The organism is Cupriavidus consociatus, assembly GCF_017814975.1.
Classification (GTDB): Bacteria; Pseudomonadota; Gammaproteobacteria; order Burkholderiales; family Burkholderiaceae; genus Cupriavidus; species Cupriavidus consociatus.
The window spans coordinates 1-15,951 of sequence record NZ_JAGIQA010000009.1 but is presented as its reverse complement, the minus strand read 5'-3'; the positions used below and the strand labels follow the sequence as shown (position 1 = coordinate 15,951).

At 68.0% G+C, this 15,951-nt stretch carries 16 protein-coding genes and 2 pseudogenes; 11 read left to right on the top strand and 7 right to left on the bottom strand.

The genetic code is table 11. The features are described from left to right. Positions 1-15: 15 nt before the first annotated feature. Entirely contained in the window at positions 16-738 is a 723-nt protein-coding gene (locus J8I82_RS14065) for a glycine zipper 2TM domain-containing protein (RefSeq protein ID WP_209758391.1), read from the bottom strand. Between the two features lie 132 nt (positions 739-870). Continuing rightward, entirely contained in the window at positions 871-1,329 is a 459-nt protein-coding gene (locus J8I82_RS14060; RefSeq protein ID WP_209758389.1) for a MarR family winged helix-turn-helix transcriptional regulator, read from the bottom strand. 210 nt (positions 1,330-1,539) lie between these two features. Here J8I82_RS14060 and J8I82_RS14055 point away from each other — a divergent pair, with 210 nt between their 5' ends. Then, on the top strand, positions 1,540-2,103 hold the full coding sequence (locus tag J8I82_RS14055) for a YggT family protein (RefSeq protein WP_209758387.1): 564 nt from the start codon (positions 1,540-1,542) through the stop codon (positions 2,101-2,103). Between the two features lie 193 nt (positions 2,104-2,296). Next, the gene (locus J8I82_RS14050; RefSeq protein WP_209758384.1) at positions 2,297-2,578 is read left to right on the top strand and encodes a hypothetical protein; all 282 of its coding nucleotides are present in this window, start codon (positions 2,297-2,299) and stop codon (positions 2,576-2,578) included. A gap of 56 nt (positions 2,579-2,634) precedes the next feature. Here the strand turns inward: J8I82_RS14050 and J8I82_RS14045 are convergent, their stop codons facing one another. Next, positions 2,635-3,654 carry a LysR family transcriptional regulator gene (locus tag J8I82_RS14045; protein ID WP_209758382.1) on the bottom strand — a complete coding sequence of 340 codons (1,020 nt, stop codon included), beginning with the start codon at positions 3,652-3,654 and terminating at the stop codon, positions 2,635-2,637. A gap of 60 nt (positions 3,655-3,714) precedes the next feature. Here J8I82_RS14045 and J8I82_RS14040 point away from each other — a divergent pair, with 60 nt between their 5' ends. Then, the gene (locus J8I82_RS14040) at positions 3,715-5,346 is read left to right on the top strand and encodes an MFS transporter (protein WP_209758380.1); all 1,632 of its coding nucleotides are present in this window, start codon (positions 3,715-3,717) and stop codon (positions 5,344-5,346) included. Positions 5,347-5,530: 184 nt separating this feature from the next. Next, positions 5,531-6,367: an IclR family transcriptional regulator gene (locus J8I82_RS14035; protein ID WP_209758378.1), complete on the top strand. Its 837-nt coding sequence runs from the start codon at positions 5,531-5,533 to the stop codon at positions 6,365-6,367. A 30-nt stretch (positions 6,368-6,397) separates the two neighbouring features. Here the strand turns inward: J8I82_RS14035 and J8I82_RS14030 are convergent, their stop codons facing one another. Continuing rightward, positions 6,398-7,246, bottom strand: a complete 849-nt coding sequence (locus tag J8I82_RS14030; RefSeq protein ID WP_209758376.1) for a phytanoyl-CoA dioxygenase family protein — start codon at positions 7,244-7,246, stop codon at positions 6,398-6,400. A gap of 250 nt (positions 7,247-7,496) precedes the next feature. Here J8I82_RS14030 and J8I82_RS14025 point away from each other — a divergent pair, with 250 nt between their 5' ends. The 5 genes and pseudogenes from J8I82_RS14025 to J8I82_RS38335 form a co-directional block, all read left to right on the top strand. Continuing rightward, positions 7,497-8,423, top strand: a complete 927-nt coding sequence (locus tag J8I82_RS14025) for an AAA family ATPase (RefSeq protein WP_209758374.1) — start codon at positions 7,497-7,499, stop codon at positions 8,421-8,423. A 5-nt stretch (positions 8,424-8,428) separates the two neighbouring features. After that, positions 8,429-9,493 carry a DUF58 domain-containing protein gene (locus J8I82_RS14020; RefSeq protein WP_209758372.1) on the top strand — a complete coding sequence of 355 codons (1,065 nt, stop codon included), beginning with the start codon at positions 8,429-8,431 and terminating at the stop codon, positions 9,491-9,493. After that, a complete protein-coding gene (locus tag J8I82_RS14015) occupies positions 9,490-11,493 on the top strand; it encodes a transglutaminase TgpA family protein (protein WP_284183072.1) in 2,004 nt (667 codons plus the stop codon). Before J8I82_RS14020 ends, J8I82_RS14015 begins: the two co-directional genes overlap by 4 nt. Continuing rightward, a pseudogene (locus J8I82_RS39615) lies at positions 11,494-11,808 on the top strand (MarR family transcriptional regulator); the annotation flags it as partial. It lies immediately after the preceding gene. 44 nt (positions 11,809-11,852) lie between these two features. After that, positions 11,853-12,050, top strand: a pseudogene (locus J8I82_RS38335) (MFS transporter); the annotation flags it as partial. 290 nt (positions 12,051-12,340) lie between these two features. On the opposite strand, the gene J8I82_RS14005 reads toward J8I82_RS38335, so the two are convergent. Both J8I82_RS14005 and J8I82_RS14000 read right to left on the bottom strand, forming a co-directional pair. Continuing rightward, complete coding sequence (locus J8I82_RS14005) at positions 12,341-12,673, bottom strand: hypothetical protein (RefSeq protein ID WP_209758370.1); 333 nt, start codon at positions 12,671-12,673, stop codon at positions 12,341-12,343. Positions 12,674-12,917: 244 nt separating this feature from the next. After that, positions 12,918-14,387 (bottom strand): DegQ family serine endoprotease, encoded by a 1,470-nt coding sequence (locus tag J8I82_RS14000; RefSeq protein ID WP_209758367.1) that lies wholly within the window; start codon positions 14,385-14,387, stop codon positions 12,918-12,920. 170 nt (positions 14,388-14,557) lie between these two features. Between J8I82_RS14000 and J8I82_RS13995 the strand changes: the two genes are divergently transcribed. Beyond that, complete coding sequence (locus J8I82_RS13995; RefSeq protein WP_209758364.1) at positions 14,558-15,046, top strand: MarR family winged helix-turn-helix transcriptional regulator; 489 nt, start codon at positions 14,558-14,560, stop codon at positions 15,044-15,046. Positions 15,047-15,080: 34 nt separating this feature from the next. After that, on the top strand, positions 15,081-15,503 hold the full coding sequence (locus tag J8I82_RS13990) for an organic hydroperoxide resistance protein (RefSeq protein WP_133097912.1): 423 nt from the start codon (positions 15,081-15,083) through the stop codon (positions 15,501-15,503). A gap of 50 nt (positions 15,504-15,553) precedes the next feature. Here J8I82_RS13990 and J8I82_RS13985 read toward each other — a convergent pair whose 3' ends face one another. Continuing rightward, entirely contained in the window at positions 15,554-15,823 is a 270-nt protein-coding gene (locus tag J8I82_RS13985) for a GIY-YIG nuclease family protein (protein ID WP_209758754.1), read from the bottom strand. Positions 15,824-15,951: the final 128 nt, after the last annotated feature.

Sequence of the window (15,951 nt, the reverse complement as noted above, 5' to 3'; positions counted from 1 at the left end):
CGGCATCGGCATCGATCAGTACGGCACCGCGACGCCGTTCTCGACCTTGACGCGGTCGCCGATGCGCATCTGGTAGGCGTTGGACTGCGTCAGCGTCAGGTAGGCGTTGTCGCTGGTGCGCACACGCACGCGATAGGCGGCCGGCGCGCTGGTGCCGGTGCGCTTCTCGACCTCGTTGCCGGCCACCGCGCCGACCACCGCGCCGCCGATGGTCGCTACCGTATTGCCGCGGCCGCCGCCGACCTGGTGGCCGAGCAAGCCGCCGACGATGCCGCCGACCACCGCGCCCGCACCACTGGCCGAGGGCGGCTGGCCGGCAACCACTTCGATGGCCTCTACCCAGCCGTAGCGCACGCCGTACGCCTGGTTGCCGTAGTTGTTGTTGCCATAGTTGCTGTTGTCGTAGCTGCCGTCCGGATATTGCTGCTGCGGATACCCCTGTTGCGGATAGCCTTGCTGCGGATACTGTTGCTGGGGGTAGCCCTGCGGGTAGCCCTGCTGCGGGTAGCCCTGTTGTGGATAGCCCTGCTGCGCGGGGTAGCCGCTGATGGTGGTGCCGCTGGTGCCGTAGTTGCCGCCGTAGCTTCCACCATAGCTGCCGCCATAGGCCGTATTGGTGCCGTAGCCGCTGCCATACCCTCCGCCATAGCCGTTGTCATAGCCATACGGCGCGGCACACCCGGCCAGCGCACCGGCGCCCAGCACCGCAAGCACAACCGAACGAAAAGGGATGGACATGGCTCGACTCCTGCGCACTGCGCGTATTGATGAATGCGCGCGAGTCTAGGGCCGCCCGCGGGTGGCGGGTGTCACCGGAGCTTTTGATTGGTAACCGCCTGTAACCGGATGCGCGGCGGCCGGCTGTCGGGCTCAGCCCCGTTCGGCGCCGTCGTCGTTGAACTGCGTGATGCGGGCCACGCGGAAGGTGTTGCGCAGCGATTCCAGCTCGGTCCGATGCAGCATCGCGAGCCGGTTCAGGCTGCGCTCGCCCTTGGCCAGCAGATGCACCTGCACCACGCGCCGGTCCTCGGGGTTGAGGCGGCGCTTGACCAGCCCGGCCGCCTCGCAGCGGTTGACCAGCGCCACCACGCCATGCTGCTTGGCCTGCAGGCGTTCGGCCAGTTCGCCGATCGAAGCCCAGTCCTTGTCGGCGCTGCCGCGGATATGCAGCAGCAGCAGGTACTGCTGCACGGTCAGCCCTTCCTCGCGCGCCGCATCCTCGGAAAACCGCAGGAAGCGCCGCAGCTGGTAGCGGAAGTCCGAGAGCGCCTCGAAGTCCGCCTTGGTGAGCGGCGCAGGGTTGCGGGACGAGGCTGGCTTGCTGGGCATAGGACTAGGCGGAAGAACGGCGGAAAGCGCGAAAAAAAACGGGAACGTGCCCGCCGGCGGCGCAGTGCGGCCGCGGGCGCTCGCAATTATAGGGCGGCGCCGGCATGTTGGACGCGCCACAGGCATCCGTCCCGGATGTGCCGATGTGACGTCCGGCTATGGCAGAATCTGTGCGGTTGCAGACACCCTAACCCACCGGAAACCGCATCGATGTTTACGGAAATCGCCCTCTTCCTGCTGGATACCATCTTTACCTTGTTCGGCATGGCCCTGCTGCTGCGCGTCTGGATGCAGCTGACGCGGCTGCCGACGCGCAACCCGGTTTCGCAGGGCGTGTTCCAGATCACCGACTGGCTGGTGCGGCCGCTGCGCCGGATCATTCCGGGCGTCGGCGGCATCGACTGGGCCACGGTGGTGGCAGCCTGGCTGACGGCGGTCGTGTTCCTGTTGCTGGTCGCGCTGCTCAGCGGCGCCGACCTGCTGGCATTCCTGCCGGCTGTGCTGCTGACCGCGTTGCTGTACGTGCTGAAGTGGGCGATCAGCCTGGTGATGTGGGTCACGCTGCTGATGGCAATCCTGTCGTGGGTCAACCCGCATTCGCCGATCACGCCCGCCATCGACCACCTGACCGCGCCGGTGCTGCGCCCGATCCAGCGCGTGGTGCCGCGCCTGGGCGGCTTCGATGTCTCGCCTCTGGTGCTGTTCGTGATCGCGCAGATCCTGCTGATGGTGATCGCCAGGCTGGGTGCGAGCGTGTTCAACATGCATTTCTGAGGACTGCAGGCCGCTGCGATGGCGGCGGTGCGATGGCGGCGGTGCGATGGCCGGTGCGGGCCGGGCATTGTCCAGATGCCTGGACAGTGTTTCGAGAATCGAAGCTTTTTCTGCTTAGTGTGAAGTCCTACATTACAGGCAACGTGGCGCTGCAGCCACGCACCCTGCCACCTGCCAAGAAGGACCACACACCATGAAGACCCTCGCACAACGCCGCAACCTGGCGCTTTCCCTGCTGTGCGCGGCCGGCCTGTCGATTGCCGCCGCTGCCGCGCACGCCTCTGAACCCCTTTCCGATATCGCACGCCTGGACGGCGGCATTGCCCACGTCGGCAAGGCCGACCCTTTCCTGGACGGCGCGCGCATTGGCCGCGCCGACCCGTTCACTGACGGTGCCAGGCAAGGCAAGGTCGATCCGTTCACCGACGGCGCCGCCATTACCGACCGCCGCGACAGCTTCACCGAAGGCGCCTGAGTCTCCAGCGTTTTCCCTTGCCACGGCCTCGCGCCGTGGCGGCCCCGCCGGCGTTCTCAACCCGCTGGCCGGGCCTCTCCCTGTGCCAGGCCACTTTCGTCTGCCTGCGCGTCGTCTTCGGGCCAGGCGCCCTCCCTTGCCCACTCGCCAGGCTCGATCCCTTCCAGTCCCGAGTCGGGCCCCAGCTCCGACACCATCATCGATTCGATCGCCTCCATGAACACGCGCACCTTGCGCGGCTGCAGGCGCCGGTCCGGCAGCAGCGCGAACACGCGCAGCGGCGGCAGCGGGAAGTCCGGCAGCACCCGGACCAGGCGGCCTTGCGCGATCTCGGCCTCACAGTAGTTCACCGACAGGCGCGCGATACCGAGCCCCGCCAGCGCGCCCTGCAGGCGCAGCTCGGCGTTGAAGGTCTGCATGCGCGGACGGATCGGCACGGAGACGGTCTCGCCGTCGCGGGTGAATTCCCAGACCGTGTCGCCCGGCGTGGTCAGCGTCGGCATGTTGGCCAGGTCTTCCGGGCGCAACTGCGCCGGCAGGCTGTCCGCCAGCGACGGGGCGGCGAACAGCCCGCGCTCGACGTGGTAGATGCGGCGCGCCACCGTGCCGGAGTCGGGCAGGTCGGCATCGACGATGACGAAGGCCACGTCAAACCCGTCGCGGATCGGGTCGACCAGTCCCTGCGTGATCTCCACCGCCACATCAAGCGCCGGATGCGCGGCGAGTGTGCGGCAGATCACCCCGCCCAGTTGCTGGGCACCAAATTCATAAGGCGTGGCGATGCGCAGCACCCCCTGCACGCGCTCCTCGCGCGCCAGCGTTTCCTGCCGGATCTCGCGCAGCCGCGCGAACAGCGGCGCCACATCGCGATAGACGGCCTTGCCGGCATCGGTGAGGCGCATGCGCCGCGTGGTGCGCTCCAGCAGCTTGGCGCCGATGGCGGTTTCCAGCCGCGCCACCGCGGCCGAGACGCGCGACTTGGGGCAATCGAGCTGCTCCGCCGCGGCGGTAAACGTTCCCTGCTCGACGACACAGCAGAACGCTTCCCAGTCGTTCCATTGAATTGTTTGATTCACCGGACAATGTTTCCCTGACAGCCTGTAGTTCTCTGCGGCAGGCGACATTATGCTTGAGCGATGCAACAAACGCCCGCCCCGGCCTCACCCGCTGCTCCGGACGGCTCAGCCCCAGCGCTGGCAACATCGGTCCCCGCAGCCCTCGCCCCCGCAACGACACCGGTCCCGGCCCCAGCGCGCCCCCGCCTGCGACTCGCCAGTCACCCCGAAATGGGTCACTGGCGTCTTTCATTGTTCGGCCTGACGCTCGGCCTGGTGACCGGCATCGACTTTTCTTCCACGCTGATGATGGGCGTGGCCAGCCAGCATATCCAGGGCGGCGTCGGCGCCGCGCCCGAAGACTACCTGTACGCGGTCTCGGCCTATGCCGCCACCGCGGTGCTGATGAACATGGTGCTCGACCAGGTCGCGCGCCGCATCACGTACAAGCGCTTTACGCTGGCATCGCTGGTGGTGTTCATGCTGGGTTCGCTGATCTGTGCCGAGTTTGCCAGCCCCGCCGGGCTGATCTCCGGCAAGGCGGTGCAGGGCCTGGGGGCGGGGGGCCTGTTCGCGGCCTCGCGCATCCTGGTGCAACTGGTGTCGACGCCGGCCGAACGCGGCGCGCTGATGCTGCGTTTCGGCGGCGGCGCGTTCTCGATGCTGGCGATTGCGCCGTGGCTGACCAGCATTTTCCTGGACGATATCGGCTGGCGCGCGGTGTTCCTGTTCCAGGCCGTCATTGCCTTGCCGGTACTGCTGTCGGTGGCGTTGACCTACCCCACACGCGCGCCGCGCGACCCGCATCCGCCGGTGTCGACGCTGGACTGGCCCGCCGCGATTGCTGCCGCGGCCGGCGCGCTGGTGTTCCTGCACACGCTGCAGGAAATGCGCTACACGCGCTTCTTCAGTTCGCTGGAAATGCCGCTGGCCGCGCTGTGCGGCCTGGCGTTGTTCGCGTTCGCCGGCTGGCGCCTGTACCGCCATCCCGACCCGTGGATCGACCTGTCGCGGCTGGCCGGGCGCCAGTATCTCTACGGCCTGGGCTTCTACACGCTGTATTACCTGATGTCGTCGGCCTGGGCCTTCCTGCTGCCGTCGCTGACGCAGACCGGCCTGGGCCTGACCTTCCGCACCACCTGCATGCTGCTGGCAACCAGCGGCACGGTGGCGACCATCGCCGCCATCGTCATCACGCTGGGCATGGCGCTGGTGTTCCGCAAGCGACGCGTGATCGCGCTTGGCTTTGTGTTCTATGCCTGCGCCGCGATGCTGTTTTCGCACCAGTTGATGCCGGGCGCACCCGACTATGCGCTGGTGCCGGTGGTGCTGCTCGAAGGGCTGACGCCGGTGCTGCTGATGGTGCAGGTGGCATCGATGACCTACCTGGAGGTGCCGGTCGAGGATTTCTCGCACGCCTACCAGTTCAAGAACGTGTGCAAGCAGATTGCCTCGGCCGTGGGCACCGGCCTGGCCAGCGTGTTCATGCAGGACGGGCTGGCCGAGCACCGCACCCACCTGGTCGAGCAGGTCACGCGCTTCAACCCGGCGCTGCAATCTCCGGATGCGCTGTCGGCCGCGGGGCTGGCGAAGATCTCGCTGGAAATCGACCGGCAGGCCACGCTGCTGGCCGGCATGGACATGCTGCACGGCTTCGCGGTGATCTGCGCGCTCGGTGCGGTGTTTGTGCTGGTGCAGCGCAGCTTCCGCTAGGGCGCCGTTCCAGCCTCCTGGGAGGCGGTGCAGGAGACAGCATGGCGGCGGCGCTCCGCGCGGGCACCGCCACGTCCATGCCGCCATTCCCCGCCGGGGGACCGGCACTGGCGTTGTGCCGGCATTTCCTCTACCCTTTCGGCCTTTCCGTGCCAATCCGGCGACCCGCGCCGGTGCTACACCGATGGCCAGTTCCACCGACTCCCCCCGCGACGCGCAGGCGCCCCAGAGCGCAGGCAGTGCCGCCGCGCCCGAGAAGCCAAGCGACAGCTATGTGCAGTCCTTTGCACGCGGGCTGTCGGTCATCCGGGCTTTCAATGCCCAGCACCCGGCGCAGACGCTGACGGAAATCGCCCAGGCCAGCGGCCTGACGCGCGCGGGCGCGCGCCGCATCCTGCTGACACTGGTGGGACTTGGCTATGTGCAGGCCGACGGGCGGCTGTTCCGGCTGACGCCCAAGATCCTCGACCTCGGCTTTGCCTACCTGACCTCGATGCCGTTCTGGAACCTGGCCGAGCCGATCATGGAGACGCTGTCGCAGCAGGTGCATGAAAGCTGCTCGATCTCCGTGCTGGACGGGACCGAGATCGTCTATGTGCTGCGCGTGCCGGCGCGCAAGATCATGACCATCAACCTGTCGATCGGCAGCCGGCTGCCGGCGTATTGCTCGTCGATGGGCCGCGTGCTGATGGCGGGGCTGAATGAAGCCGAACTGGACGGCGTGCTGCGCGCCAGCGAGTTGCGTGCGCGCACCATCCGGACCGTGACCGACATTGAAGCGCTGAAGGCCATCGTCGCCGATATCCGCACGCGCGGCTGGGCCCTCAACGACCAGGAGCTGGAAGAGGGGCTGGTGTCGCTGGCGGCGCCGATCCGCAACCGTGCCGGCCAGACCATCGCCGCGATCAATATCAGCGGCCAGGCCAACCGCACCAGCGCGCAGGAAATGCTGGAACGCTTCCTGCCGCCGCTGCTCGAAGCTTCGGAAAAAATTTCGGGGCTGGTCGGGCTGCGTACCTGAACGTCGCTCCCGCCGCCCGCGCCGGCTGCCTCAGCCGGCCACCGGCAGCGCCACGCTGCCGAACTCGGCCGAACGCGTGCCGTCCAGCGGCCGGTTGCTGGCGCCGAAATACGCAAAGGCCACCGACAGCTTGACCGCGTTTGAGGCATTGCGGCCCGCCGCGTGGAACAGCCGGCTGTCGAAAAACAGCACGTCGCCGCGGTGCAGCGCAAGCGGCCGCGCCGCCTGCAGCAACGGCTGGCTGGCGGGGTGCGCCTCGATCAGGAATTCCGCGGGATCCAGCTGGCCCGGCTCCAGCGCCGCGCGATGCGATCCCGGGATGACGCGCAGCACGCCGTTGCTTTCGTCCTCGTCGCCCAGCGCCAGCCATACCGTCACCAGCTCGGGCTTGGCAAACGACCAATAGCGCGTATCGCGGTGCCAGCCGGTCTGGCTGCCGTAGTGCGGGTGCTTGGTCATCACGCAGTTGTGGTGCGCCAGCGTCAGGCAAGCTGGTTCGCCCAGCAGCGCCTGCACCACTGACACCAGCTTCGGATCGCTGGCCCAGCCGCGGAACACCTCGTCGCGGCCGTAGGCCTGGCGCAGCCGCCTGACGGTGCCGCCGCCAGCGGCGTCGCGCGCGGCCGGGGCCCCGGGATAGCCCAGGTCGGCCTCGAACTCCACCGGTGGCACCGCCGCCGCCAGGTGCCTGCACGCCACCGCTTCCAGCGCGGCGCAGTCTGCCTCGTTGCCGAAGCCGCGCAGGATCACGAAGCCGTTGGCATGGAAGGCCTGCGCCAGGCGCAGCAGCGCGTCGGAATCGGCAGCGTCGGGGGTCAGCACGGCAGCGGCGGGGAGGTCGGCAGGCAGGTCGGCAGAGGGGTCCAGCGAGGCGGTCATTGCAGCGGGCAGCGGAAGGGGGAAAGAAACACGGGCGGGCCGCGGTGGCCCGACAGGCTCATGATGCCAGAACCGGCGCAATCTGGCGCAGCTGCTGCGCCATCCAGGCGCACGGCCACCGGCCCGTGGTGTCTCCGTTCGGAAACAGACGGTGCCGCGTGCCGCGCACGCCGCTACAATGCGCTGCACCGCATCCCCGTTTTTGCCGCCGGTCCGGATTCCTTCCCACTCCCTTGCGCCGAGGTCCAACGTGACAGCCCGCCCACGCATCGTCGCTTCGCTGGCCGAGGCCCAGGCCCAGCTGGGCCGCATCGTCCTCGGCAAGCCGCAGCAAGTCCGGCTGGCGCTGGCCTGCATGCTGGCGGGGGGCCACCTGCTGCTGGAAGACGTGCCCGGCGTGGGCAAGACCACGCTCGCGCATGCGCTGGCGCGCACGCTCGGGCTGCAGTACCAGCGCGTGCAGTTCACCAGCGACCTGCTGCCGGCGGATCTGATCGGCGTCTCGGTGTTCGTGCGCGATGCGGGCGAATTCCGCTTCCACCGCGGCCCGGTGTTCGCGCAGGTCGTGCTGGCCGACGAAATCAACCGGGCGCCGCCCAAGACCCAGAGCGCGCTGCTCGAAGCCATGGCCGAGCGGCAGGTGACCCATGACGGCACCACGCACGCGCTGCCGGCACCGTTTTTCGTGATCGCCACGCAGAATCCGCTGGAGCAGCTGGGCACCCATGCGCTGCCTGAATCGCAGCTCGACCGCTTTACCATGCGCGTATCGCTGGGCTACCCCGATCCCGCCTTCGAGCGCGTGCTGTACCTCGGCGGCGCCAGCGCGGCAGAAGCCACGCCGGTCATGGATGCCGCGCAGGTGCTGGCCCTGCAGCAGGCGGCCGCGCAGGTGTACGCCAGCCCCGCGCTGGTCGACTATGTGCTGGCGCTGGTGCAGGCCACGCGGCACCACGGCGGCTTTGCGGCGGGCCTGTCGCCGCGCGCCGGGCTGGCGCTGCTGGCCTGCGCGCGCGCATGGGCCCTGCTGGCGCAGCGCGAACTGGTGTTGCCTGAGGATGTGCAGGCGGTCTTTGCCGCCGTGGCCGCGCACCGGCTGCTGCCGGCGGGCGGCGGCAGCCCCGCCGCGGTGGACGGCGAGCTGGCGGCACTGCTTGCCGGCGTCCCCATCCCCTGACGCCCATGGCGAGCGATCCGCCGGCGGCGCCGCACGACAACAGAGACGCCGCCGCACACCATCGCCTGCCGGGGCCGGGGCTGTTCGCCTCCGCCAGGTTCTTCGGCCAGCGCATCGCCGCGCGCCGGCCCTCCGGCGGCACCGTGCGGCTGGACCGGCGCCATCTCTATATCCTTCCCGCGCGCGGCGGCATCGGCTTTGCCGTGCTGCTCGGCGCGATGCTGCTGACCTCGCTGAACTACAACATCGGCCTGGGTTTCGCGCTGACCTTCCTGCTGGCCGGCATCGGCATGTCGTGCATGTGGCTGGCGTACCGCAACCTGCTCGAACTGGCGGTGAGCGCGGGCACGGTGGCGCCGGTGCATGCCGGCCAGCTCGCGGTATTTGCGCTGCGCGTCGACAACGCCGACGCCGGCGCGCGCATTGGCATCGAGGCGCGCGCCCCGGCGCTGCCAGAAGTGGTGCCGGCCACGCTGACGCTCGACGGCCACGCCAGCGGCACGCTTGCGCTGCACGTGCCGGCGCTGCGGCGCGGACGGCTGGCGCTGCCGCGCGTGGTGATCAGCAGCCGCTTCCCGTTCGGGCTGTTCCGCGTCTGGAGCCATGCGGAGCTGCCGCTGTCGACGCTGGTCTATCCGGCGCCGGAAACCAATGCACCGCCCCCGCCCGCCGCGTATCGCCCTGGCGCGGACGACGCGCATGCCATAGCCGCCGTTCCGGGCGATGACGGTATCGACCAGTTGCGGCGCTACCGCAGCGGCGACCCTTTGCACCGGATCGCGTGGAAGCACAGCGCGCGCACCGGCCGATGGCTTAGCCGCAGCGGCGATCCACCGCAGCGCCCGGCGCGCTGGCTCGACTGGCAGGCGATGCCCGCCGGCATGGACGCCGAAGCACGGCTATCGCGGCTGTGCGCCTGGCTGCTGGCCGCGCCAGACGATGCCGAGATTGGCCTGCGCCTGCCGGGCCTCGAACTGCCGCCCGCGGGCGGCGCGAGCCATCGCCGCGCCTGCCTGGAAGCGCTGGCGCTGTGGCCGCGGTATCCGAAGCAGCCCGGAGCCCGCCCGTGACTGCCGTGGCAAGGCCGCTGCGGCATGAAGACCACGGCATGCTGCTCGGCCAGCTGGCGCTGGTGCTGGCGCCGCAGGCGCGGACGTTGCCGGTGTCGGTCAGCCTGCTGCTGTTGCTGCTGCTGGGCTGGCGCTGGCTGCTGTGGCGCCGGCGCGCGCCGCTGCCGTCGCGCTGGATGCTCGGCACGACCGCGCTGCTGGTGCTGCTGGTGGCCAGTGCGCTGGCCTGGCAGGCCGGCGGCGGCGTGGGACGCGAGCTGGCCGTGGCGCTGCTGGGTGCATTCGTCATCCTCAAGCTGCTGGAGTGCCGCGCGCTGGCCGACGCCACGCTGGTCACGCAGTTGTCCTTCTACCTGCTGCTGACGCTGTACCTGTCGGACCAGCCCTTCTGGCTGGCGCTGTACAGCCTGGCGATCGGCGCCTGGGTGTTGCGCAACTGGCTGCTGCTGCACCACCCGGAGGCGCGCAGCCGGCTGGCGATCTGGCCGATGCTGGGCCGCATGGCGCTGCTCGGCCTGCCTTGGGCGGTGGCCATGTTTGTGCTGTTCCCGCGGCTGGAGCACCCGCTGTGGCAGCTGCCGCAATCCGCGCCCACCGGCACCACCGGCCTCAGCGACACAATGCGGCCTGGCAGCGTCGGCCAGCTGATCCGCTCGCCGGCGCTGGCACTGCGCGCCGAGGTCGCTGGCCCGCCGCTGCCTGCCGCGGTGCTGTACTGGCGCGCGCTGGTGCTGTGGGAGTACGACGGCACCACCTGGCGTCCGGCGCGGCAGCGGCTGCACGCGCTGGCGCCTGCGCCAGCCGCTGTGGCCGCTGTGGCCGGCAGGCACGGAATCGACTACAGCATCACGCTCGAACCGAGTTCTCAGCACTGGCTGCTGGTGCTGGACCGCGGGCAGGCCCTGTCGCCATCCGCCGAAGCCGCCGTCACGCCAGATGGCGAATTCATGTCGCGCCGGCCGGTGGACCAGCGCATCCGCTACCAGGCGCGATCGACGCTCGCCCCGGCACCGGAGGCGCTGGATGCCGCCACGCGCCGGCTGGCGCTGGCCCTGCCCGCAGGCGGCAACCCGCGCGCCCGCGCGCTGGCGTCCGCATGGGCCGCGCAGCACTCCGATCCCGCCGCACGGGTGCAGGCGGCACTGCGCCTGTTCGCCGCCGCGCCGTTTGCCTACACACTCAGCCCGCCACCGCTCGGCGCGGAGCAGGTCGACAGCTTTGTGTTCGACACCCGGCGTGGCTTCTGCGAGCACTACGCCAGCAGCTTCGTCTTCCTGATGCGCGCCGCCGGCGTACCGGCACGGGTCGTCACCGGCTACCAGGGCGGCGAATACAACCCCATCGGCGGCCACTACGTGGTACGCCAGTCCGACGCCCACGCCTGGGCCGAAGTCTGGCTCGACGGCCGCGGCTGGGTGCGAGTGGATCCGACCAGCGCGGTCGCGCCCAACCGGATCGAGCGGGGCCTGGACGCCGTCCTCGGCGCCGAGACCTCGGCCTGGCGTCCGGCCCACCAGCCGGGCTGGCTGCAGGATGTCCGCTGGGCCTACGAGGGCATGGTCTACCGCTGGCAGCGCTGGGTCCTGCAGTACGACCATGCGCAGCAGGCGCGCCTGCTGGCCACCCTCGGCACGGGGGCCAGCGCCGGGCAGCTGCTGGCCGGTGCGCTGGGGATGCTTTGCCTGCTCGCACTGGTGCCGCTGTGGCGGCGCCGGGAGCATGCCGATCCGCTTGACGCCGCCTACGACCGCTTCTGCGAAATGTTGGCCCGGCACGGCTGCGTGCGCGCGCCGGCCGAAGGTCCCCAGGACTTCGCTGCACGGGCCAGCGCGCGGCTGCCGCAGGCGGCCGCGGCCATCGCGGCGGTTGCCGCGGCCTACATCGGGCAACGTTATGGCAACGCCGATCCGGCGCGCGCGCGGCAGGTGGCGGAGCGCGTGCGAGCGGGCACGCGAGACATCGCCGGAGTGCTGCGCCGGCAAAAATCCTCCCGCTTATAACTGCTGCGCACCGCACGCCTGCTGCGCGCACACATCGACCAGGCCCTCGCCCCTTCGAGCTGGACATGAACCAGTACCTGCTGATGAGCATGCTGTCGGCATGCTCTCCGAGCTGGGTACGACACTGACGCCACCCGCACGCCGATGACGCGGCTGCTGGACGGGATCGAAGCGCGCGGCGCCTGCTGGCGCGGGCCGCGCCGGTGGTCCATGCCGCTTACGGCGAGGCGTGGGCACCGCTGGGCGCGAGCGTCCTCGCTGGTACCGCGCGCGCTGACGCAATTGCACCAGACCCTGCAAGCCCTGCAGCCATGACGAACGGCACGTCCTGGCAGCCACTGTCGCGTCTGCGCGTCGGGCTGCACCAGGCGGCCTATGCCGTCGGCAGCATGCTGATAATCCTCGCGCAGCAGTGGCTGTCGCGACGGTTTGGGTACCGCTATTAGCTGATCGGGGTGCTGTTGCTGTTCATGGCCGGCACGCTTGCGGCGGCCACCCGCCATACGCTGGCGCGGATGGTGGCGGCGCGTTTTGTCCAGGGCGTGGCTGGCATGGCGCAGGCACACCAAGGAGCACTGTCGCAACTCGCAGCAACAGTCGAGCAACAGGCCAGGCTGCGCCTGCGAGGATATCTACCGGTTGATTGCGGTGCTCGCGCTTGGCGCGGCGGCGGACATGCTGGCGCAGCGGCGTCTGGCCTGAAACGCGCGAATGTTCCGGCCATCAGTGGCGGAACGCTGGATCGACTGCAGTGCGAAGAATCGGGGAGGTGCGGAGTCGCCGCGCAGCGGATGATGGCGCGGACGGGTTGCAGTGCCGGCAGACGCGGCAGCGGCGAAATACCTGCTCAGAACAGCGACAACTGGCGCATGCCGAAACCAATGGTTTCTTCGACGCGCGCGCGAGCATGGACCAGCGATCCTTCGGCGCCAGAGTAATTGCCGGCGGCCCAGTGGTAGACCACGGGAACTTCGCCGCGCTCGGACAGGCGCACTTCGCCAAGCTTGTCGCCGCGTTCATTGCGGTAGAAATGCGAGCGGTAGCCTCGCTCCCAATGCGGGGCGACTACTTTCTTGCGCCGCCGGGGCTTCGGCGCGGAGCCGGCCGCCGACGTCGTTGACGCCAGTCGCCGCGCTCTATCGGTACCCGGCGTTGTGGCGCGGGTGAAATCCAACTGCATAGACTTCCTTTTTGTCGATTCAGCAGAACCAGGGCCGGCGGGGGCTACCGCCGCATGCTTCGTGCATCGCAGTCGAGATAATACCTGTTGGCGCGCCTTCTGTAAGTAGTTGGTTGCGCGGAATGCCGCTTCCCATAAGGCTTAGCGGGCCGTATACCGGTCTCGGTATACGGCCCGCGCGGCCCGTGTAAACCGCAAAGCCTTGCCTGTTAACGATTCACGGGCAGTGACGCATCGATCGGCATTAACCGATATCGAGCGGAATGAAGATGCGTGCATCGTCGCGTTGCACCAGCAGCGCCACCTGCTTGCCGGACTTTGTCACCAGCGATTTCAGTTGCTCGGCCGAAGTGATCGGCGTGCCGTTTAGCGACAGGATCACGTCGCCCGGCTGGATGCCCACCCGCGCCGCGGGTCCGGCCACGTCTTCGACCACCAGGCCGCCTTCGATGCCGCTGTCGCGCTTTTCCGCCGGCGACAGCGGACGCACGGCCAGCCCGAGCCGGCCGCTGGCCTCGTTGGCGCCGCCCTTCTGCGCCACCGCCCGGTCCTTGGCCGTGCCGATCTTCACCGACAAGGTCATCGGCTCGCCCTTGCGAATGATCTTCAGCGAGCTCTGCGTGCCGGGCTTGAGGTCGGCCACATGCTCGGGCAGGTCGCCCGAATGGTCGATCACGTCGTTGCCGAGCTGCACGATCACGTCGCCCGGCTTCAGGCCGGCTCGCGCTGCGGGACTATCCGGCTCGACCGAGTTGACCAGCGCTCCGGTCGGCTTGGGCAATCCGAACGATTGCGCCAGCGCCTGGTTGACCTCCTGCACGCTGATGCCGAGGCGGCCGCGCGTGACTTTGCCGGTCGCCACCAGCTGCTGCTGGACCTTGGTGGCCACGTCTATCGGGATCGCGAACGACAAGCCCTGGTAGCCACCGGTCTGGCTGTAGATCTGCGCGTTGATGCCGATGACTTCGCCACGCTGGTTGAACAGCGGGCCGCCCGAGTTGCCCGGATTGACGGCCACGTCGGTCTGGATGAACGGCACGTAGGTGTCGTCGGGCAGCGAGCGCGACTTGGCGCTGACGATGCCGGCTGTCACGGTGTTCTCGAAGCCGTACGGCGAGCCGATGGCCAGCACAGGCTCGCCGACGCGCACCTGCGAGGGATCGCCCAGGCGAACCGTCGGTAGGTTCCTGGCATCGATGCGAATCACCGCCACATCGGTCTGCGGATCGGTGCCCAATACCTTGGCCTTGAACTCGCGACGGTCGGTAAGCTTGACGGTTACCTCCTGCGCACCGTCGACGACGTGTGCATTGGTCAGGATCAGGCCGTCAGGGCTGACGATAAAGCCGGAGCCCAAGCCGCGCACCAGTTGCTGTTGGCCACCTTGCGGGCCCTGTAGCTGAGGGCCGAAGCGCTTGAAGAACTGAAACAGCGGATCGTCCGGATCAATCCCCGGCGGCATCTGCGCCGCGGTGCGTTGGGCGCGCGCGGTCACGCTGATATTGACCACGGCGGGCCCATTTTGCGCAACGATGCCGGAAAAGTCCGCCGGCGTGGCCACGGCAGCGGCTGGCTGCGCGGCCGCGACGGGCGCCGGCATGGGGGCGGCGTATCCGGGCGTAACGACTTCCTTCTGCAGATAGGCATACCCGCCGCCCAGGGCGGCGAGGGCTGCGATACCAACGGCCGTGCGAGCAATGGTCTGGCGAATCATGTCGGGATCCTTTTGTAGAAGATCTGGCGTCGGCACTTTGCGACGCGACGGGATCATGCTAGCGACCGAGACTTAAAACAGAATTAAGGCTCACAAGTGTCTTACTAATCTCTTTCATTAAGGCGCTGTATTTAACTTGCACACAATCAAATTGTGTCTAATATATCGATATGGAACGCGATAACGACGACACCTCGAATTGGCTACTGCTCGATCGGCAACTATGCTTTGCCCTGTATTCGACCTCGCTGGCGATGACCAAGCTGTACAAGCCAATGCTTGGTGAGCTTGGACTTACTTATCCGCAATACCTGGTGATGCTCGTATTGTGGGAGACCGAAACGCTGACAGTGTCGGAACTGGGTGGCCGCCTTGCGCTGGACTCCGGCACGCTGACGCCGTTGTTGAAGCGGCTGGAAGCTACTGGCCTCGTTTCGCGCAACCGCGATACCGGTGACGAGCGCCGGGTGCTGGTACGCCTGACCGAGGCTGGACGGGCGCTGCGCAACGCAGCCGAACGCATTCCTGAACAGATGTTGTGCGCCACGCAGTGCCCGGTCGAAGAAATCCAGGCCCTGACGCAGCGCCTGCATGCATTGCGGTCCACGCTGGAAGCAGCGCGTACCGATTTCCCACCGCCGCACGACGGCAAGCCTTGATACGCCCCTGGGGGCAACCAAACCGGAGCCTTAAATGAAACTCGAAAAAGTCGTTTATACTGCCCATGCCAAAGCCACTGGCGGCCGCGATGGCCGGGCCACCACCTCCGATAGCCAACTCGACGTCAAGCTGGCAGTGCCCAAGGAAATGGGTGGCGCCGGCAACGGTCTGAACCCGGAACAGCTGTTTGCCGCAGGCTACTCTGCCTGCTTCCTGGGCGCGATCCGGTACGTGGCCGGCCAGCAAAAGATCAATGTGCCGGCAGAAGCTTCGATCGAGGGCGCTGTCGGCATCGGGCCGATTCCCCAAGGTTTCGGCATCCAGGTCGAGCTGAAGATTTCGCTGCCGGGGTTCGAACGCGAGGCGGCTGAGAAACTGGTGGAGCAGGCTCACCAGGTTTGCCCGTACTCGAACGCCACCCGAGGCAATATCGACGTGACACTGACGGTAGTCTGATTCCGCGTATCAAACAAAACGGCCAGGACCGCATTGCGGTCCTGGCCGTTCTAATTTGGATCCTCGTGCTGCGCACAGAATGCACGCTTCTGCGCTGCACTCATTCGCTTGATCTCGATTTCCGCCTTCAACGCTTCCGATTTGGTTTCGAAGCGTAGCCGCATCATGACTCGGATCGGCTTGCGCGAACGCGTATATTTGGCGCCTTTTCCCGACAGATGCTCGGCAAAGCGCCGGTCGACGTCAGTGGTGATCCCGGTATAGATCGAGTCACCGGTACATTCGAGCAGGTAGAGATACCAGGCGCAGTCGTCTGACATGAAGTAATAGTCTATTCGAGCCAATAAACCGCAGACAAATTCGAAGCCGCGCCAAAGCAAAAACCCCTCGCAGCACACGCTGTCGAGGGGTTTTGCACAATAAGAGCCTGGCGATGACCTACTTTCAC